13 protein-coding genes and 1 tRNA gene are annotated in these 21373 nt (G+C 43.9%); all 14 read right to left on the bottom strand.

All coding sequences use genetic code 11. The annotated features are described in order from the left end of the window. Positions 1-9: 9 nt before the first annotated feature. The 14 genes from DW743_RS13610 to DW743_RS13675 all read right to left on the bottom strand — a co-directional run bounded on the left by DW743_RS13610 (position 10) and on the right by DW743_RS13675 (position 21364). The gene (locus DW743_RS13610; protein ID WP_117761881.1) at positions 10-3186 is read right to left on the bottom strand and encodes an ATP-binding protein; all 3177 of its coding nucleotides are present in this window, start codon (positions 3184-3186) and stop codon (positions 10-12) included. Between the two features lie 177 nt (positions 3187-3363). Then, positions 3364-4215 carry a CvfB family protein gene (locus DW743_RS13615; RefSeq protein ID WP_117761882.1) on the bottom strand — a complete coding sequence of 284 codons (852 nt, stop codon included), beginning with the start codon at positions 4213-4215 and terminating at the stop codon, positions 3364-3366. A 13-nt stretch (positions 4216-4228) separates the two neighbouring features. Continuing rightward, a complete protein-coding gene (locus DW743_RS13620) occupies positions 4229-5698 on the bottom strand; it encodes a nicotinate phosphoribosyltransferase (RefSeq protein ID WP_117761883.1) in 1470 nt (489 codons plus the stop codon). 66 nt (positions 5699-5764) lie between these two features. Beyond that, a complete protein-coding gene (locus DW743_RS13625; protein WP_055267769.1) occupies positions 5765-6469 on the bottom strand; it encodes an acyl-[acyl-carrier-protein] thioesterase in 705 nt (234 codons plus the stop codon). A 78-nt stretch (positions 6470-6547) separates the two neighbouring features. Further along, positions 6548-6619, bottom strand: a tRNA-Gln gene (locus tag DW743_RS13630). Between the two features lie 135 nt (positions 6620-6754). After that, positions 6755-7933, bottom strand: coding sequence for a cation diffusion facilitator family transporter (locus DW743_RS13635; protein ID WP_117761884.1), 1179 nt, complete (start codon positions 7931-7933; stop codon positions 6755-6757). Between the two features lie 219 nt (positions 7934-8152). Next, entirely contained in the window at positions 8153-9742 is a 1590-nt protein-coding gene (locus tag DW743_RS13640) for an ABC transporter substrate-binding protein (RefSeq protein ID WP_055267768.1), read from the bottom strand. Positions 9743-10005: 263 nt separating this feature from the next. Further along, positions 10006-10473, bottom strand: coding sequence for an Hsp20/alpha crystallin family protein (locus tag DW743_RS13645; protein WP_055218984.1), 468 nt, complete (start codon positions 10471-10473; stop codon positions 10006-10008). 691 nt (positions 10474-11164) lie between these two features. Further along, complete coding sequence (locus DW743_RS18505; RefSeq protein WP_226906425.1) at positions 11165-11347, bottom strand: hypothetical protein; 183 nt, start codon at positions 11345-11347, stop codon at positions 11165-11167. A gap of 257 nt (positions 11348-11604) precedes the next feature. Beyond that, complete coding sequence (locus DW743_RS13655; RefSeq protein ID WP_055218986.1) at positions 11605-14178, bottom strand: TrlF family AAA-like ATPase; 2574 nt, start codon at positions 14176-14178, stop codon at positions 11605-11607. Between the two features lie 16 nt (positions 14179-14194). Beyond that, complete coding sequence (gene brxL / locus DW743_RS13660; protein WP_117761885.1) at positions 14195-16312, bottom strand: protease Lon-related BREX system protein BrxL; 2118 nt, start codon at positions 16310-16312, stop codon at positions 14195-14197. 20 nt (positions 16313-16332) lie between these two features. After that, the gene (gene pglZ, locus DW743_RS13665; RefSeq protein ID WP_117761886.1) at positions 16333-18975 is read right to left on the bottom strand and encodes a BREX-1 system phosphatase PglZ type A; all 2643 of its coding nucleotides are present in this window, start codon (positions 18973-18975) and stop codon (positions 16333-16335) included. Between the two features lie 9 nt (positions 18976-18984). Next, positions 18985-20457 carry an RNA-binding domain-containing protein gene (locus DW743_RS13670; protein WP_117761887.1) on the bottom strand — a complete coding sequence of 491 codons (1473 nt, stop codon included), beginning with the start codon at positions 20455-20457 and terminating at the stop codon, positions 18985-18987. 49 nt (positions 20458-20506) lie between these two features. Next, positions 20507-21364, bottom strand: a complete 858-nt coding sequence (locus tag DW743_RS13675; protein WP_117761888.1) for a DUF2971 domain-containing protein — start codon at positions 21362-21364, stop codon at positions 20507-20509. Positions 21365-21373 lie beyond the last annotated feature (9 nt).

Consider the following 21373-nt stretch of genomic DNA (forward strand, 5'->3'; position numbering starts at 1 on the left):
TTTTCTCCTCTATTTTCCAAAGGCATGTTCCGTTGTCTCCAAGATCGTCTGCACCAGGCTGTCCGGCTCGATCGGCTTGGTCAGATGGCTGTTCATGCCCGCCGCGCGGCATCCCTCTTTGCTCTCTTCGGAAGACTGCGCCGTCATCGGGATGATCGGGACTTGTTTTGCTTCCGGAAGCTCCATGGTGCGGATCTGCCGCGCTGCCTCAAGACCGCCCATCACAGGCATCATCAGATCCATTAAAATCACATCAAATTTCTGCGGATTCGCCGCATACTTTTCGACCGCCTCGCGGCCGTTCCATGCCTCTTCCACCGTCGCACCGTGATCGGTCAGGTAAAACTCGGCGATTTCCATGTTGATCTCATTATCCTCGACAAGCAGAACGTGGAAACGGACAAGCTCTTTTCCTGCGATCCGTGTCTTTACTTCCTGAATCCGCTGTCCCTCGCAGTCAATGTAAAACGGAAGCCGGAATACATACGTCGTTCCGACGCCCTGCTGGCTCGTTACCTCGATCGTGCCCTGCATTTTTTCGATCAGTTCTTTGACGATCGACATGCCAAGGCCCGTTCCCTTGTACTGCGTTCTCGCACCGGACTTCTCCTGTGTGAACGGATGGAACAGCTCTTTTTCGATAAATTTGCTGCTCATTCCGATGCCGCTGTCCATGATGCGGAACTCGTAGACGACCCGGGTTCCGTCGCAGGAGACTTCGCCCGCATACGTATCGATCGTTCCGCCCGGCTTGTTGTACTTGATTGCATTGCTGAAGAGATTCAGCATAATCTGCCGCAGGCGCAGCGGACTGCCGATCAGTCTCGTGTGCGTCAGCTCACCGCGGTGCATACGGTGGGTAATGCCCATCTCCGTAATCTGCGCATTGACAAGGGATGCCACATCATCCATCAGATGCGTCAGATCAAAAGAAGCGCTCTCGATCGTCTCTTTTCCGGACTCCAGCTTATTCATATCGAGCACATCGTTGACGAGTGCCAGCAGATGGCTTGCGGAAAGATTGATTTTATCGAGGCAGTCGTCCACTTTTGCCTCATCCTGCCGGTTTTTGCGGATGATATCCAGCATGCCCATAATGCCATTGATCGGCGTGCGCACATCGTGGCTCATGCGGTTCATAAATTCTGTTTTTGCACGACTTGCACTGTCTGCAGCTCTAAAGGCATCCTGAAGCTGTATCTTCTCCCTCTCTTCCCGGCTGTGGAACTCTGACGTATCACGGAAAAGGATCATGCCGTGTACCACAACGCTCTCCCGCTTTGTCTTTCGGTCGTAGACGGTATCCTGTGACATAAGAACCGTCTTCTGCAGCCATATTCTTCTGCCGGACTCATCTGTTTCCTGATACTCCACGACTACCTGCTTATCTCCGTTTTCAAAGCGCTGCAGCAGTTTCTTCGAGGAATCCACAATGCGGTATGATTCCAATGTCTCCTCCGCGACAAACGCACTGCATTCCCCGCAGTATTTCTCGTAGGAACACGGCAGATCTATATTGAGGTCAAATTTCTTCTGCCCGCTGTGGTAAAAAATCTGCTCCAGCGAATCATTCGTCAGATCAACGGCGAACACGGCCTCGGCCGTCTCGAGAAGTGCCTCGGCGTAGTGGCTGTTTTCAATGATCGACTGTTTCATCTGTTCATAGTATTGGTCGAGCTGTTCTTTTTCATTCCGAGCAGCTTCCCCATTGGAGCGGAACCGCTCAAAGCCCATCAGAAAATGGTGCAGTCCGCCATCCTCGGCCGCGTCGTAGAACAGAATGGTGACTTTTCCCCGGCAGAGCGCTTCCCCTTCGCTGCCCTCCCGATACTCGCACAGAATTTCTACGCTCTCTTCTCCCTTCTGATAGCACTCCTTCAGATGGGTAAGATCCAGCATTCTACGCGTTTCCTTTCTCTTTTCCTCATCCGTGATGCCCTGCACAATATGCTCGGCCGCACCGGTATAGCTGCCGTCCTCGGCAAGGAAAAAGCCCGAAACGGCACGCAGAATCCGGTACTGGTCCTGTCTTGCATTGCAGTAAATACAGTTGGAAAAATGGTATCCCTTTTTCTTTACGACGTCCAGCGCTTCCAGGCTGATCTTCCGCTCTGCGGCGGCTTCTTCCATCTTCGCGCGGTTTTTGTCGATATACATGTTCTGGTCCGCATGGCGGAACAGTTCCCGGATATCACAGTCTTCAAATTCCGTGGACAGTGCATAGCCTCCGGCGTAGCTGATCGGCATCTCCGGGTGCTGGCGGGAATATTCTGCCGTCTGCGTGCGGATGTGATTCATGCACGCTTCCACTTCTTCGCGGTTCAGTCCGCGCAGAATGGCAAGAAACTCATCTCCGCCGTTTCTTCCGACGAAATACTCCTCCGGGACTGCTTTTCGAAGCTGAACGGCAAAGGAACGGATATATTCGTCTCCCTTGTCGTGACCCAGACTGTTGTTGATCGTGCGCAGATTGTTGAGGTCAAACACGCAGACCGCATACACGCCGGAATTTTCTTCTCCTCCGTCGCTTCCCTCCAGAATCTCTTCGCATTTATTTTTATTTGGCAGGCCCGTCGCCTCATCGAGATAGACTTTCTTCTGCAGAATACGGTTCACCGCCGCATAGCGGACGGCCTTGATCAGCTCCATGCCGATGACAAACACCAGACCGATGATATCTCCTACTACCACCTGCTCCAGCTTCTTCAGCGAAGACGCCATTCTCTGCGAATACGCTTCCGCAAGGCCCGTCGCCTCGTCACAGATTTTGAAAAAGGTCTCACTCTTTTCGATAATCGCGGTATTCTCATATCCTTTTTCACGCACCAGCAGAATCTCTGCCTTCAGCTCTTCAAAATACGATGCCAGCTCAGTCATCTTATCCTGAAAATCCCGGTCATCCAGGCGCACCAGATCCAGCTCGCTGCTTCCGTTCCGCAGACCGTCGATATAAGCGTTGATGTCTGCAATCATCGTATCCTGCGGTTCTCCCGCATCCTCCAGCTTGATAATCCGCTGCGTTTTTCCGCGCACCAGACCGGCATAGTTGACAACGCGGGCCGTTCCCTGTATTTTCTCGACCATCGACATAATGCAGAAAAACAGAATAATCAGAATGATCGTCAAAACCGTCATTGCGGTTTTGGAAATAAAAGATGTTTTTTTCTTACTTTTCTTTTTCTTCATCGCTCTCCATCAGATCCTGTGTCATTTTTTGTCATATAGATCATATTATAAGCGCAATCCTCTCTTCGCGCAACCGCAAACCGGGCGCAGAAAAAACTTCAAAATTTTATCTGCTGTCTGACACAAAAAAACGGACACCGGAGAGGATGCGTTTCCTGTCCAGTGCCCGATTTTTTCTTATTTTGCTTTTTCTGCCGTCCAGATTTTACCGTCGCGGATGACAACCTGTTTTTCTTTCATCAGATGGCCGACCGCGCGCTTAAATGCTGCTTTGCTGAGGCCGAATTCTCTCTGAATCACTTCCGGTGATGCTTTGTCATCAAATGGAAGGACACCTGCAAATTCCTCGATCACAGAAAGAACGCTCTCTGCATCGATTGCGATCTGCTCGTACGCTTTTCCGCGTGCGGACAGGGAGAGTTTTCCGTCCTCTTTGACTTCTGTAACGCGGCACTCAAGTTCCTGGCCGACATGATAGTCTGCCTGTGCTTCTCTCTTTGGAATCAGGCCGGAGTAGCGGTCATCAACAGCAACGAAAACGCCGAAGTTTCCGCTGATCTCGTAGATTCTTCCCTTTACGATATCGCCTATGACGTACGGAGAATTGGTTTTCAGGAAATGGTAAACCTTCATCGTTGCGCAGAGACGGTCGCTCTTGTCGATGTAGAGGGAAACCAGAACCTCATCACCTGGATGGAGGCGGCGGGTCTGCTGTTTAAACGGAAGAAACAGATCTTTTTCCAGACCCCAGTCCAGAAATGCTCCGATCTTTCCGGTAGCAGCTACGTTTAAGACAGCCAGCTCTCCAAGCACCAGCTTCGGCTCTCTGGTTGTCGCAATCAGACGGTCGCTGGAATCGCGGTACAGAAATACTTCCAGCTCATCTCCCTCTTTTGTTCCTTCCGGCACCTGTTTGATCGGCAGAAGAACACGTTCCTTCTCGCCTGCTTCCCGGGTCTCCCCAAGATAAATACCGAATTCTACTTTCTTTACTACTACCAGCTTTTGCTTTCTTCCTATATTTAACATTTGACTTCCTTTCTTACTGCTCGCCGAGAGCCTTCATGCTCATCTCCTCGAGCAGGTCGCTCTTGATGTGGTACAGCTTGTCGGACAGATCCACGTAAACCTCATGCGGATTGACCAGACGTTTGGACTCCTCCCAGAGGGTATCTTTCTCTCTGGTGCAGATGTCGCGGATCTCCATGACGGATGGAGAAGTGTAGACGCATGCGCCCTTCTGGAAAATCGGAACGAGGAGCTCGCGTAAGGTGTAGGTTCCGCCTTTGATCTTCGTCTTTTTCCAGGTCTCGATCGGGTCGAAGATGATCATATCTTTGCTCTCGTCGAAGGTCTCGTCTGCAAGGCAGATCAGGTCGGCACGGATCTTTCCGGTTTCTTTATCATAAATACGATAAATCGTCTTATTGCCCGGGTTTGTTACTTTCTCGGAGTTCTCGGACAGCTTGATCTTCGGTATGAATTCTGCATCATCTTTATCTTTTGCTGCTGCCAGCTTGTAAACGCCGCCGAATGCCGGCCAGTCACCGGAGGTAATCAGATTTGTGCCGACACCCCAGGAATTAATCTTCGCGCCCTGGGTTTTGAGGCTGTCGATCAGGTACTCGTCGAGATCGCTGGATGCGGAAATGATGGCATCGCCGAAACCTTCTGCCTCGAGCATCTGATATGCTTTTTTCGACAGGTAAGCCAGGTCACCACTGTCGATACGGATGCCGTAGCCTTTCATCGGCAGGCCCGCTTCTCTCATCTCTTTGAAAACGCGGATGGCGTTCGGAACGCCGGATTCGAGAACATCGTACGTATCTACAAGAAGAATGCATGCTTCCGGATACAGTTTCGCATACGTTTTAAATGCGGTGTATTCATCAGGGAAACTCATGATCCAGCTGTGTGCGTGGGTTCCCTTGACCGGAACATCAAACATCTGTCCTGTCAGGACATTGGAGGTTCCGATGCAGCCGCCGATCATGGCAGCACGCGCGCCGTAAATGCCGGCATCCGGTCCCTGCGCACGGCGGAGTCCAAACTCCATGATGCCGTCGCCCTTTGCCGCGTAAACAACGCGGGATGCTTTCGTCGCGATCAGGCTCTGATGGTTGATCATGTTCAGAATCGCGGTCTCTACAAGCTGTGCCTCCATGATCGGAGCGACAACTTTTAAGAGCGGCTCTCTTGGGAATACGACGGTTCCTTCCGGGATCGCATAGATATCTCCGGTGAAATGGAAGCCTCTTAAATACTCCAGGAAATCATCGTTGAAAATATGGAGGGAACGGAGATAGTCGATGTCATCCGGTGAAAAGTGAAGATCGCGGACATACTCGATTACCTGCTCAAGTCCTGCACATACGGCGTATGCGCCGCCACATGGATTCTTTCTGTAAAATGCATCAAATACCACGATCTGATCGGACGGGTTCTCGTAGTAGCCCTGCATCATGGTAAGTTCATATAAATCGGTTAACAGTGTAAGGTTCTGCGCTCTCATGGCAAATTCCCCTTTCCTCATTGTGTTTATTACGTTCGTATCTTATTCTTTCCGATTGTACCACAATCATTGAAATTCCACAACTACGTATGGCTGTCCTTTTTCATCGTTCAGCGAGATAAAACAGCCGTTTTCCGTCTCAGCGCGCAACGGATGCAGGACATCGCCGAGGTGCGCCTGCTGTTTGTATTCGGCGCGCATCCGGCGCACGGTGAAGTTCTTCGGAAGGCATTCACCGGCAAGGGAAATGAACTGTGCGTTGTTGACGTGGTGGTTCGTATCGAGGTTGTGCGGCCGCACCGGGAACGGTTCGCCGATGAAATCTGCTTCCGGCATTTTCACTTTGCGCTCGCCGAAATCCTCGTCGATCGGATCGTCAATGCCATAGGCGTCTGTCGTCTCTTTCGGTGCACGGACGGGATGACCCGTTTCCATATTGACGTAAGACCAGATGGAGTTGGCACAGGCGAGCATTTCGCCGTCTTCTGTTTCCATCGTGAAGTTACGCATGCCAAGAAATCCTTTGAAGCCGCTCGCCCATGTAGTGATTTTTACCGCTTCACCGAGGGATGGATAGCGGCGCACATGAATCTGCCACGCGGACAGCACCCAGGCGCAGCCTCGTTTTTTGAGCTCCGCAACGCCCTCGCCGATCGCTTCCGACTGGAAGGTACTGCAGTCCTGAAAGTAATTGATCAGCCCCGGCAGAGTGAGATTTCCGTCCTCACCGATTTCGCTGTAGCGGATTCTGCTCGTAAAGGAATACTTCATCGTTTCGTTCCTCCTGCTGTATTTGTTTTTGAGCATCGAAAAAGGCCTCAGGTACGAGACCTGAGACCTTTCAATGAGCTGGGCTACCTGGATTCGAACCAGGAACTGACGGAGTCAGAGTCCGTTGCCTTACCGTTTGGCGATAGCCCATTGCCTTGCGACAAAATGTATAATACACTATCGCAAGAGAAAAGTCAACACCTTTTTTGAAATTTTTTTATTTTTTTCAAAAAACTGACTTTTGGAACATTTTGGAAGGGATTTGACGGCTCAACCCGGCCGTTGTCACTCTCCCGCCACGTATTTTTTGTCGATGTTGACGACACATTCATACTTCTCATCCATTTCCTTCATCAGCGCCCCGATCTGCCCGATCACGCGATCACAGTCTTTCTTCTTATAAGAATACGGGATTTCAAGATCAAAAATCAGCTTCTTTTTCTCCGCCCCGTTGATCATACGGAAATCGTGGAAGGAAAGCTCCGGATCGAGAATGGAAATTACGTTTCTTACCTTCTCCTTTGTCGCAAGAACCGTCGCATCGTGGATCTCCACCGGATCCATGTGGATGACCAGCAGAATCCCCAATTTTTCACCGACCTCATGTTCAATGCGATCGATAATATCATGCGATACCTCGATATCGACATCTCGCGGCACCTCCGCATGGATCGATGCCATACTTCTGCCAGGCCCGTAGTTGTGGACAATCAGATCATGGGTTCCTACAATTCCTTCATAGGAAGCAACCTCTTTCATGATCCGTGCATACAGATCCGGATCCGCGCCCTGCCCGATCAGCGGTTCCAATGTATCTTTTACAATGGAAATACCGGACCACATAACGAGTACCGCCACAACAAGTCCTGCGATTGCGTCGATATTAACCGAAAGGAAATGGCAGATCAATGTAGAAGCGATCGTTGCGCTCGTCGTGATCACGTCACCCATGGAATCCGCCGACGTTGCCAGCATCACCTTCGACTGAATGCGGTTTCCCAGTTTTCGGTTGAAAAGCGCCATCCACAGCTTTACACCAACCGAGAGCACCAGAATCAAAAACGGAACCATCTGAAATGTGATCTCTTCCGGATTGCGGATTTTCTCCAGAGAGCTCTTTAAAAACGTAAAGCCGACTTCAATAACCAGAAACGAAACGATCAGCGCTGCAATATACTCGATCCGTCCATGCCCGAACGGATGCTCTTTGTCGGCCGGCTTGTTTGCCATCTTGACACCAACAAAGCTGATCACAGACGATGCCGCATCGGAAAGGTTATTGAACGCATCCGCCATGATCGCCAGAGAGTTCATTCCGGCACCGATCAGCAGCTTTGCCGTAAACAGCAGAATGTTGCAGCAGATTCCCACGATACTTGACAAAATGCCGTAGCTCGTGCGCACATCCGCGTTGTCGGTTTTCTCATAATCTTTTACAAAACGTCTTACCAGAAAATCTGTCATGGTTCCCCCTTCTTTTAAAAAAAGGCCTCCTGCATTGCCGCGGAGCCCTTACGTTTTCTCTGTCTTTTTCTATAGTAGGCAGTGTCGGAAAAAAAGTCAAGCCTAACATATTTTCGGGATTTCTACTAATAATTACAGGGGACTCTTCCGGCAGCATTTGACAATTGAATGAGAGTTTTTCTTTTCCCTCTGCCTTTCGAGTCCCCTATAATTTGATTTTTATTTTACTTTATAAATTTTAGCCATATCCTGCACATACAGCGGATAGAACCGATAGCCCGCAAAATCGCTCCGAAGAGCAACCTCGCATGCCATATCCTCGATATACAGGTTTGCCGCATCGTCACAGAGCAGTGTTTCCATTTTTTTGTAAAGCTCAACCTGCTCCTCTTCATCCGTGCTGGTCTTAACCTGCTGATACAGTTTATCATACTCTTCGTTGCTGTAGTTGATAAAGTTCTTGGATGATGTTGAGGTAAACCGTTCCAGGAGTGCGCGTCCGGTCAGATAGGCCGCATCAACGCCGACAACCGTGGACTGGAAATTCCGGTCTGCATATACATCCGACAGCCAGCTGTCCCACTCGACCTGCTGAATTTTGGCAGTAACACCGATCGCTTTAAGCTGCTCTACCAGAACCTGGGCTGTATCGATATGCTGCTGATAATTGTTTGGCACTGTAATCGTAAGCTCAAATCCATCTGGGTATCCGGCTTCTTTTAACAGTTCTTTTGCCTTCTCAATATCCTGATTATATCGCTCTGACAGTTCCGGCACATAATATTTTCCAAATGCCGGGAACATGCTGCTTCCGATGATCGTTCCTTTTCCGTCCGCAATCATATCCAGCACTTCCTGACGGTTTGCCGCATAGCAGAGCGCCTGGCGCACCTTCACATTGTTGAACGGTTCCACGGCATTGTTCAGATACAGCGCCTGTACCAGGTTCATACCGCCGTCATAAATCGTAAAATCGGAATCTTCGGCAAGCTGCGCTGTCTGTGTGGAACTGAGACGTGCATACATGTCCAGTGTACCGGATTTCAGGTTTGTTACGACTGCATTGCTGTCCTTGACAATTCGAAATGTTACCTTGTCCAGATACGCCTGATTTTCCGTATCCCAGTAATCGCTGAATTTTTCAAGGACAATGTTTTCCTGCGGGGACCGTGATACATAGTGGAACGGGCCTGTTCCGACTGGATCTGCTTCCAGATCTTCCACATGCTCAGGTACAATCGCCACCGTCAGATAGGCAAGAAACTCGGTGTCTGCCTCTTTTAAATAGATGTCGATCGTGCTCTCGTCCGGAATTTCAACCTTGTCTACATTGGAAAATGCCTCTACCAGAGGCGTTCCGTCTCCGTTGATACCCGCACAGCGTTCGATTGAATATTTTACATCCTCTGCAGTGACGGTCGTTCCATCGTGGAACTTGACACCATTCCGGAGCTTGAAGGTATAAACCTTTCCATTCTCCGAGATCGAATGGCTCTCTGCCACCGCATCGTTCAGATTTCCTTCTTCATCGGGCTTTACAAGGCCCTCATAAATATTGAATAGGATTTCTTTCGTTCCTGCCGCAACAGATTTGTGTGGGTCAAGACTATCCTCAATGTCCTGAGGAATTCCTACCGTGATGGAACCTCCCATAACAGGTTCCCCTGTCGGGGTTGATTCCGTTGATACCTGAGAACTTGTGGTATCGGAAGAATCTGCTTTCCCATCCTTGCCATCCTGGCATCCGCCAAGTACAACAGTAAGAGCTGCAACTAAAAGCAGCGCAAGTACGCTTCTTCTTTTCTTCATGATTTCTCCTTTTGATACGAGTTCTCTCATTTTGTAATTGTCACGCCTATTGTATCCGACCTGTTCCCAAATAGCAAGTACATTATTGTATACAATTTATTTTCCGAATCCGGAAATCGCGCGCATCCATCCCTGCCGTTTTATCCTCGCACCTTTTTTCCCGCACGCCCCGGCTCGGTTTCTTTTCGCCGGAAAAAGATAAAAATTTTGCCGCCCGGGAATTTTAACATTCCCGGGCGGCAAACGCTTTTGCTTTTTTTCTTTTATCCTTCAATGGAGATTGTCTTTTTCTGCTCCACAGCCGGTTTTGCTTCCTTCTTCGGTACGAAGAGTTTCAGCAGACCGTGTTTAAATTCAGCCTTGATATCCTCTTCGGTAATATCCTCACCTACATAGAAGCTTCTACTGCATGCACCTGCGTAACGCTCTTTACGGATGTAGCGGCCGCTCTCTTTTTCTTTCTCGTCTTTGTCAAGACCTTTCTCTGCACTGATGGTCAGATAACCATTTTCCAGTGTGGCCTGAACTTCATCTTTTGTGAAGCCCGGAAGGTCAACCACTACCTCGTAGCCATTATTCAGCTCGCGAATATCTGTTTTCATCACATGGCTGGCTTTGCGGCCATACAGTTTCTTTTCTGTATTCTTCATCTCTTTGTCATAATCATAGAACGGAAAATCGTTGAAAAAGTCATCAAATAAATTTTCTCCAAAAATACTAGGCATTAACATAAGTCATCGCTCCTTCTTATTCTTCTCATGGAACCTGATCCATGCTTTTTCTCCGGTTTTTCTTTTCACCGGATCTTTTTGTTTACCTGTTTCTTTGGAACGGAAAGGCTTCCGGATACCGGAGGTTTTCTTCTTTTCCTCTCTTTGTATCCCTCTTCCTTTGTTCTAGCTGTAATATAACACTTATTATTAGCACTGTCAAGAGGTGAGTGCTAATTATTTTGTGAAAAATTTGTGAAGCCTTGATTTTACGGGCTTCACAGGGATTTTTCACTTGCTTTCGCACTCTATTTTCTTGATTTGACCACATTTTTACCACAAATCTTTGGAAAAATATATTCGTCTAATTTTCTTAGCACATTTTACGACAACGGCTTATGGTTTATACCACAGCAGGTACAGTTTTCGGCAGATTTATTTTAGACATCTCATTCTCCACGTGAGACTTCTTTGCAATATGATTGTAGACATTCATTGTGATCTGTGCATCTGAATGTTCTTCGCTCCGCTACGGTCGGTGCTAAACGGATGTCCCCCGGACATCCAGCACCCCATCACATACTGCATAACTTTGGGATTGACATTATTCTCACCCAGTCTGGTACATCCCGTATGACGAAGGGTATGCGATGAAATAGGAGGCATCAGCTCTGGCTCTCGCTTCTCTTCTTCTGCCAGTTTGCTTTCTTTCTTAATTATAGGCATTAACAATGTTTTTCAGAAAACTGTTCACTCCCGCCGGCATAATCGGACGTCCATGCTTTGTATTGAAAATGAATCCACTACGTCCACCGATCTCCACATTACTCTGCAAACCAAGCATCAGGTTCAGCTCTCTCTGTTTACGGAACGCATCATATACCATCTGTGTCATAGGAATGTCCCTGATTTCTGCATCTATTTTGGTTTCTGAATCATGGAAACAATATCCTTCTTCACCTTCATAATATACAAGCTGTCCACCTACATGGATCTCCCGATCACACGGTTTTCAGTGCTTTTTTCATGTTTTTCTATTAAATTTTCCTCAGACACCTATATAAGTGAAACTTAGCGAAACTTAAATCATGCCCAATATGGAATATACATATTTGTTTGTTCTTGATTTTTTAATCTGATCATCTATGCAATCTATTTCCATGACGTATAAATTAATTGCCTTTTATCAAATGCTTCCTCTCCGCCTTCCATAATATCTACAATTTGCTTATGTGTAGATTTCAGGTCAATATTCCCTTGCGATATATCAATCGTTGTATCTTGATACTCAACCACAAAAATTCTTTCAGCATCACCCAGAACTGGAATGTTAGCATTGTGTGTAGCAAAAATAAATTGTATATCTTGTTTCTTTTTCGCAATTGCTGTAATTACTTCATCGTAAATAATTTTATTATCCAAATCATCTTCTGGCTGATCTATAAGAATAATATCATTATCAGACTGCATGAGTATAAACAATATAAGAGCTGACGCACGCTGCCCTATTGAATGGTGTCGTAATAATTTGTCATGATAATATATTTCAACATTATTGGAAACCTGATTCTTCAGAAGATCCGCATACTGATCTTGCAATTTTTTATCAAGCTTTGTATATTCTGAGGATGAAATAATTTCCTTGATTTTCATACCATCACATAATATCCAGTCTTCTATAAGCTCCACATAATCTCTAAACGTGTCACATAAGTATTGATATTTTATTTCAGAAATACCTGACCCCCTAAAATCAGTCTTCATCTGTGATTTAAAATTATCTCTGTCACCTTTAAAATCAATAGTGATTTTTAATTCATTTTGTGATTCATTAATTTTCTGAATTTCAAGTTTATATGCATTGAATTGTTCTAATAATATATCATTTCTTTCACGCATTGCTTTCTTGAATGCACTTTCTATTTGTTTTTTGGATTTAGCTCGTTCATTTAGTTGCTTTAAATTCTCTTTATATTTTTCCAGCTCTTCTGTCATTTTGACAAATCCATCAATATCTAACGTATCATCTTTGATTTCTCTTTTTATTTCAGCAAATTCATCAGATAATCCATCTATTTTTTTCGATAACATTTCCACTACATCTGCAAATTCTAACGAATTACTTTCTATCTGCGTGACGGCCTCTCCAATTTTTAAAATTTCATTTCCAATTGCACTTAAAATATCACTTGCCTTCTTTATAATATCAGAATTATAAACACTTTCCACGCCCTGCAAGCCTAAAGTCACATCTTTATTATTATCATAACACTTTTTTAATTCTCGTACTGCTGAATCAATTCGTCCTTTTACAGAATCCAACTTTGCTTTATCTGTTGTATATCCAGTTTGTTTTTTTAATTTTTCTGCAACGCCTTTTTCCTTGTAAATAGACATTTTATGCTCAACTTCAGATTCTTTAATTTTGCATTCCTCAATCTGCTCTGGAATTTTATTCGCATCTAATAATTGAGAAACCGATGTTGTCAACTCCTTCACACAAGATGTTATTTCTGCACTTTTCCCTATTTTTCCACCAACCAATTTCTCAAGAAGACCATTTTCATGATCAGCACTATTTGATAGATCTTTTTGCCCAAAATATTGAATTCCATCAAACAAGCTTGACGGTTGTATATTTAAGTCAAGTCCATTTTCATCTATAACATTACTCTGTTCTCCGTATATGCGACTAACAATATAATGTTTGCCATGTTTATCAACAACAGATAATGTTGCTTTTCCTCCAGAGCCAAAAATATTTTTTATCAGTGATTCTTTATATTCTTTATCTGTTTGCAACGGTAAATCAAATATATAACGAATTGCTTCAAGCACAGACGACTTTCCACTTCCGCGAATTCCAATTAACGAATTAAGCTCTGATGAAAATCTAATAGTCTGACCATCAAATTTTCCGCCTTGAAAACTTATAGATTCAATATACCCATGTCTTCTTTCCGGTAATGATTCAGCAACTCTACTTTTATAGTCCTGTAATGCAAATTTAATCGCCGCATATGAATATTCTCCGATTTTTAAATATGTTTGTTTATCGCCTTTTCCAATATCTTTCAATGATTTAGGATCCGATCCCTCTATAAGAGCTGGAATATATCCAAAACAACGATTAAATTTATTTATATTATCCCTTGTCCTCGATTTTTGTATTCCTAAAACTCGTTTTCTAAACGGAGCAAGTCCTGAGAGCGATTCTAAAAGACCGCCTCCACATTCGTTAAACAAACCACTGCCTTGATCAACATGGGCAAATATTACAAAATAATCTTTTCCATACTCTTCCAGTTTTTCCAATGTGCTTTTTAAATCATAACAACATTTTGTATTTCTATTTTCAGGATTAGATATTGTTGCAAATGCGGCTGTTAAAAATGTTTGAATGTGATTATTACCATTTTCTAACCATTCATCAGGATTAAAAACTATAAGAGTATGTATACCATTAGCTCCCTCTTTAACAGTCAATTCCACACCAGGTAATATAAATATTTTTTCTTTGCTTGCTGCCCTTTTTAAGGCTTTATATTCATCTTTGTCAAATTTATTATGATTGGTAATAACTCCAACAGAAATATTAGCTTGTTTCAATGCCGAAATATATGATTTCACAAAATCATTTGGTTCACCACTATATGAAAATTCTTTATCTTTTTGTGTATGCAGATGAAAATCTGCCCTTAAAAATTCAAGCCCTGATTCAAACATTTTATCCCTCCTTATATTACTCTACCCCTAACGCCTTAAACACTGCATCTTCCGCACTCTGATACGGAATCAGCTGAAATGCACTCATCAGATCAGCTGGAACACTTGCAAAATCAACAAACGATGTACTTGGAATCAGCACCTTCTTTGCGCCGCTATCCAGACACACCTGAAGTGTATTGGCAAGTTCATCCACCTTTATCATTGTGCCACTAATTGTTATATCTCCCAACACTGCCAAGTTGCTGACAACAGGCTTTCCAAGAGCAATCGAACAAAGTGCAATCAATGTTGGAAGTGCCAATTTGTCTGTCATACCGATACCCTGCAAATCCTGATAATTGATGATGTAATCCTTGGTCGAGGTGCTGATAGAGCCACTGATCCGATTGCCGTTGGCTTTCAGATAATTAAATGCCGTGTTCACCGCTTCCTTGCATTTAGAATCACTGCCTAAGCCAGTCCGTTCAATTTTGCCATTGCCTGGAAGCATCTGACTTTCCAAACGGAATACACCAATCATGCCACTTTTTCCTCTGGATACGGTATAAACCTGTCCCGGATTACACATTCCATCCGGTATCAGCTTACCACCACCCTGTTCTGGTACGGAAACATAATGTTCTGACATATCTTCTAGATCTATATAAGAGAAGTTCACATCATAAAACTCCATACCACCCAGCTTCTTCAATTGCTCCTTGACACGGCGACGCATTTCCAATGCAATCTGAATAATTTCTTCCAGTTCTTCTTTGGTAAACTCACCATTTGGGTACATCAACTTCAGATAACCGTCTATCATACGACGAACCGCAATTGTATCACGCTGATTCAGATTTCTCCCCAGACGGAAGTAGTGATCAAGTGCATCTCCATACTGCTCCTTGCGAAGCTCTCGGATGAACTCTGCCAAATAGTCACTGATAAAACCATAATCATTAGTAAAATGCTCCGGTCTGAACTTCGGTATCTCCCATCCTGGAAGATAACAGTGCATACGATCAAGAAATGCTGTATCTGTTCCCATTTCCTGCGGGAAAGGTGCAAACAGACTGGATGTTTTCAACAGCACGTCCACACTTTGATTGATATTTCCCACAAATACCATGGACGCAGTAGCAGCTTTTTCTTCTTTGCCACGGGCAAAAGAGCCGGATGCCATGTAATCCTTCATAATCTGAATGCCATCTTTATCTTTAAACTTGATACCAGCCACTTCATCAAAGGCTACACAGTCCCATAAGCCGACCAGTCCGACCGTTTTGCGTCCCATATTGTAAAACAGGTTTGCAACCGTCGTCTGTCCACCGGAGATTAAAATACTGTTCGGTGAAATCTCTTTGTAAAGATGAGATTTACCGGTACTTCTCGGTCCCAACTCACAAAGATTAAAGTTATTTTCAACTAATGGAATCATACGGGTCAAAAGTAACCATTTCTCACGGTATGTAAATTCATCTGGCTCCATGCCGATAGAACGAAGAAGGATATCCAACCATTCATCTTTCGTAAAAGCTTTTCGTCCCTGCTTCAGTTCATCAATATCAATGTGCGGCATCTGGATCGGTGTCAGCTTACGGATACTGATTGGTGAAATATCTTTCTGCTTTTTCTGTTTGGAACGAAGTGGATTTCCATCAATGTCCTCAATACCAAAATTATTGTCGCCTTCAACCTCATAATCCAGCTGAATAATACACCAGATACCGCCACAGAGCAGGCGATCAAATTTTTCCGGATATTCGTCGGCAATTGGTACATTACCGACGCCCAAATTAGAAAACTCTGCAAAAAAGCAATCCTTTTTCATATCCAGTCGAACAGTCACCATATCAATAATCGTGTGGCTGCCTTTTTTACGCAACTGAGACAGAATCTTCTGTGATTCATCCGGGCGTACAAAGTTGTCAGCAAGAATACGCTTCACGTTCTGTACACCTTTCTCTATAACAGTCTCATCATCTGAACTGCAATACTGTCCCAACAAGAACTCAAGAACATACACTGGGACATTCGCCCCTTCTTTAATTTTCTTTGTCAGGTCTTTCCGAACAATCTTACCGTCAAAGTTCTGACGGAGCTTGTTCTTTATTTCTTCACGGGTACTTTCACCCTCTGCGAATTGCTCCATCTTTCTCTCCTCCTGCGGTATTAACTAAAAAAATCAAACTCGTCCACCGCAAAGGCGATGTCAATCTGGAATGGCTCCCTCTGTGGCAGCTGTAATCCCTGTTCATCTGCAATTACCAGATAATAAGTAGCGGTATTGCTGTATTTTAAAGATTTTAGATTAAACTGACAACGGAAAGTTCTTTCTGCACCGTTATCGCTGGTCTTATCTGCAATAATCTTCTGAATATCACTAATCTGCTTGCCGTCCTCATCTGTAAAGTAAACCTGATAGGTTACAGCTTCACGGTTTGTACTGACCGCATCTTTTTGATAGAAGTTCAATGAAAAAATCATATTGCTGATCTTACGGTTTGCGGACAGTAAATTAACCGTTACCGGCTTAGTATCATATTTCTGCTTATTTCGCCTATATTCCATAGAATCATTGCGGAGATAATGATACTCAATCACCGGAACAACCATTTCCTGTAAACTGATACCACCATGCACAAAATTCATACCGCCGCCATTCATTTTGATACGAATACTTTCTCTCGGTGCAAATCCATCAAATTCCGTATTTCCGCCCAGGAATTTTACAGGCATCAAGTAATCTGGTTGCACACCTTTCTGCATAATTGCATATCTTCTGCCATATTCTACACACCGCTTGATGCTTTCTTTTTTTGTAATGTCAGGGTTTGTTACATCCACATCAAAAAAACCTCTTTTATCTACTTTGTCCTCTTCCTTCAAAGGACTGTATGTATAAAGAAATCCATGATCTGCTGTAATTAGAATATTTGTTCCGCCAAATTCATTTACGATAATACGCACAAGATTCTTCAATTCTGAAATCGCCTTGTCACAGGCAGCAAAAACAGCAGTATCCGAAGTGTGGCTGGCTTCATCTATGGTATCGTGGTAAATATAGACCACATCCATCCCTTTCACCAAAGCACTTCTTTCCGCTCGTTTCATAGCAATGATGTCATTATACTTTAAAGCCACGCTTGCCGACTCTTCTGTTTTCAGAACCTTGTCCCTATAAGTACTTGCCGTAGACTGTCCATCTGCCAAAACCGTCAAAATATCGTTCCGAACCTCTACTGTCAGTTCTTTGTGCGGCAACAAAGCTGCCATACCAAACTTTGTAGTAGAAGGAAAGATGCTCTGCATACTGCTGATAGAAACCTTACTTTGCGTTTCTCGCTGAAGCTGATCTGCCATCGTAGCCGCCACTTCATAACGCATGGCATCTGAGATAATTACAAATACTTTCGTATCCGAGGTTTGGATACGGGAACGGTAAAAATCCTCCTGTTGCGGTACTTCCAGAACTTTACCGTAAGTTGCCAGTTCATCCGCACATACATCCGACCAGTTGTTGCCCAACTCACCTAAGAACCAGTGCGTATAAAGTCCTTCCACCTTATCGACAACATGCTTGAACAAATCATCCAGCAGAATATTGGAAGTCTCCAAACTCTTTTGAAAACTAAGATGGAACAAACGGTAATAAGTGTCCATCTGATAGTAGCTCTCAGTATATTCTTTCCAGATACTTTTCGCTTCTGCGGTATGGAATCCGGCAGAATGTTCCTTAAAGAAACTTTGCATATTCGCCACTTGTAAGATACCGTCATAAAAATTTTCAAATGGCTCATACCATACACAAGTTCTACGTTTTTCAACGGTATTCGTAATGGTATCCACATCAATAATATGGTCACTAATCTCTGTCATTAGCTTTGTCAGAATTACTTCGTTAATACACGGAAAGCACTCTGTTCCTACCAAATCTTCTACTGTCAGCTTTTCAAAACGCTGATACAGACGAGCTTCATCCTCAACATAACGTGCCACATCATATAATTGCGGAATGTTGTCACTATGAAGCCATTCAGAAATAAAATCATAGCAATATGCCTGATGTGGCATGGAAATAAAACCGTCCAGTCCGGCAAGATATTCCTGCCGCATGGTACGGGTCGCCGCGGTTAAAAGTAGATGAATTGCCAATCGCCCAAGGGCTGGTTCCTCCTCCACAAATCCGCATCCCTGACGAACCATCGCCCAAAATGCTGCGTCTGCATGATATTTTACAAAATCCTGATAAACCGTATTATTATTCAAATCCAGTCCCGCCTGGAACACACTACGGAGAATCATATTAGGCTGTGCATCTTTCAATCCACAGATTGCCGCCATGACAGCCATGTGTAACTGTGCCGGTGTTTCCGGAACTTTATTCTGCGTGCTAACTTTCAAACGACGGTCTTTCGCATTAAAATAAGCACGATAGTTTTTAACCTGTTTCCTCATTGCCGGATTTGATATAAGTCCCATCTCATCCATCCAGATAGAAATCAGATCCGCCCGAAACTCTTCGCTGTAAAGCTCCACATCCAGAAGCCAGTTATCATCAGGGCGGTTATAGACACACGGACTGTAAACCAGATAATTTGTGCTCAAATCATCTACTGAAAGCAGTTTTTTTACAGAAAACGCATTATTTCCAGTCAGTGCAATCACCTTTGCATTTTCTAAAACCACTTCATCCAATTTATCCTCAAATTCCTTATCTTCATCGTACCAGAAAATGATACGACGCTGATAAAACTCAGGAAGAGGTGCAGCAAACCTGCGATTTAAATCTTGTATTATTTTGTCTGTATCCATGCTGTCCTCCTACCTTATAATTTTCCAATTTGCTTTTCGTTTTGTTCCGCCCTGTACCAATCTACCTTTTTCCTGTAAAGAAGCGAACATTCGAGAAACCGTTCTTTTCGATATACCCATTTTTTCCGCATAATATGCCTGTGTTGCAAACGGATTCTTCTCTATAATCTGCAACAATTTTTCTATCTGCGTCTGTTCCTTATTAAGCGGCACTTCAGCGCCATTAGTACCATCATCAGCGCCACATTTACCGCCATTAGCGCCATTTTTAGTGTCATTGGCGTTAATTATGGCGTTATTGGTATCAACCTGACCTCGATAAATATTGATACGCAAATCCACTTCGCCACCAATAAACTCCGGCTCCCGAAGTCCGGCAGCTTTCACTTTATCAATAATTCTCGGAATACCGCTTCCCCAATGCTCGATCAGATTCATGTAAGCAAACGCATGGGCAAGGGCTTCATTTCTGATTTTGGAATAACCTTCTTTCATACGCTCCATCGTTTGTCCCATTGGCAGCTTCCCAGGAGAAGTGATTTCCAATCGGTTGTCATATACCGCTACCTGTATCGTACCATGATCCAGATAACTACGATGTACCATAGCATTGATAATCAACTCACGAATGGCATCCGGTGGAATCTCATAAACATCCTGGCGATAAATTCCCACAATAGTAGCACCCAGATGAATATTTCTTAAGACAAACTGAAATGCTTCGTCTATCTGTTCCCAAAGCGGTCCGGTATATTCTCTACGATCAACAAATACCGCTTTCGTTGTACCTTTGAACACACCACATTGCGTTGCAACATGAAGGCCTCCGTTGCCTGTCAAAATTGCAAACGCATTGGATGGAAAATCTTTTCCATCACGCTCGATTAAAATTCCCCAGGAACGCAACTGCTGTCTGCCTACATCTTTAATCGATGCTTTCTGTTCCTCTGTCCGAGCATTTCTGACAGCCTGCTCTTTCATAGCTTTGCAAAGGGTATCAATATCTTCATCTGTAACATTTAACCCAGTACATAAAGCCTGATCATAGTAGCGGTTACTGCCCTCAAACAACAACTCCTTTACCATATACTCATCGGCAAGGCGGGTAGTTCCGGCAACACGGACATATACACCGCCATCTCTACCAAGGGCTTTGATATAATACGGGCGCTGTCTGCCCTCAAAAACCTCTACCACAATGACAGTCTTACCATCAACCGTCTGTAAAGTGATATCTGGGATAATTGCCGGTTCACAGCTGTCTGATACGGCATTGGCAATGGCATCCATTTTCTTGAACACATCTTCCTTGTCAAAGCCAACAACCTCTCTGGTTTTATCGGCAATTCCGAAAATGATTTTTCCGCCGGTTCCATTGGCAAAGGCAACCACAGATTTCATATATTTGAGGCTTTTCTCCGGCAGGTTCTCTTTGAACTCCACATCCTTCGATTCTCCTGCAAGAATTTCTTCTATGGTCATTGTAACACCTCGCTCTCAATTTGCTACGCAGTACATAGCTTTTAGAATATTATATTACCCTTATTCCTTTTCCCTTTGCTATCCTTATAAGCCTTTGATACTCTAATGAATTTTTGTCTACTGAATTTCCGCAAATAATCACAGCAGGATTTATGAATGGAATACAGTCACCTTTTTTTTCGCCATCTGTATTCACTTTTTCTCTCTCATAAATCAATCTCCATTCTTCCTCAAAGCTATAGCTTAGTTTTTCCTTCGTAGTACATGTCAGCTGATACTTCGGTTCAGTTTCATCATTGAATTCAAGTAAATCCTTATGATTTAGACAAATATCCTTATATTTATCTCTATTGTCTACATACCTTACCGGCATAATACTCATTCCTTTAGTATGTTTAATTGTTTCCAAAACATCAAAGAAACTATAAACCAAACAAATACCACTGAAATTATTCGCATATTGCGCCCACATCTTACTATTGTTATATCTTTCCGTAAAACAAGCGATCATCCACATATTTCGCATTTCATTTATTTTTTCTGCAAATCTCGGATTTTCTATAATATCGTCAATATTGATAAACTCTTTGACTACTTTTTCTGCGTTTAAAATCGGATGATTTTTTTTGATGATATATTCACTAATCTCTTCAAAATCAAATACAGGAGTGCAATCACTTTTATCATCATACGACGACGGCCATCTCATAAAAATAGTTTCATTTTCCAAACTATTAAGCTCATCTGAATTTAAAGATCTATATCTATAAAGAGGTTTGAAAACTCCTCCCACATCGGGGATACGCTTATATAATTCCATTATCGCATCCACACATGCTTCTGTATCTTTATGTATATACTTTTCTGCGTTAGCCTTTATCCGCAATTCTAATTGTTTACGAGTCATTTCACTCTC

Origin of the sequence: Blautia sp. AM28-27 (assembly GCF_003480905.1) — a bacterium.
Classification (GTDB): domain Bacteria; phylum Bacillota; class Clostridia; order Lachnospirales; family Lachnospiraceae; genus Fusicatenibacter; species Fusicatenibacter saccharivorans.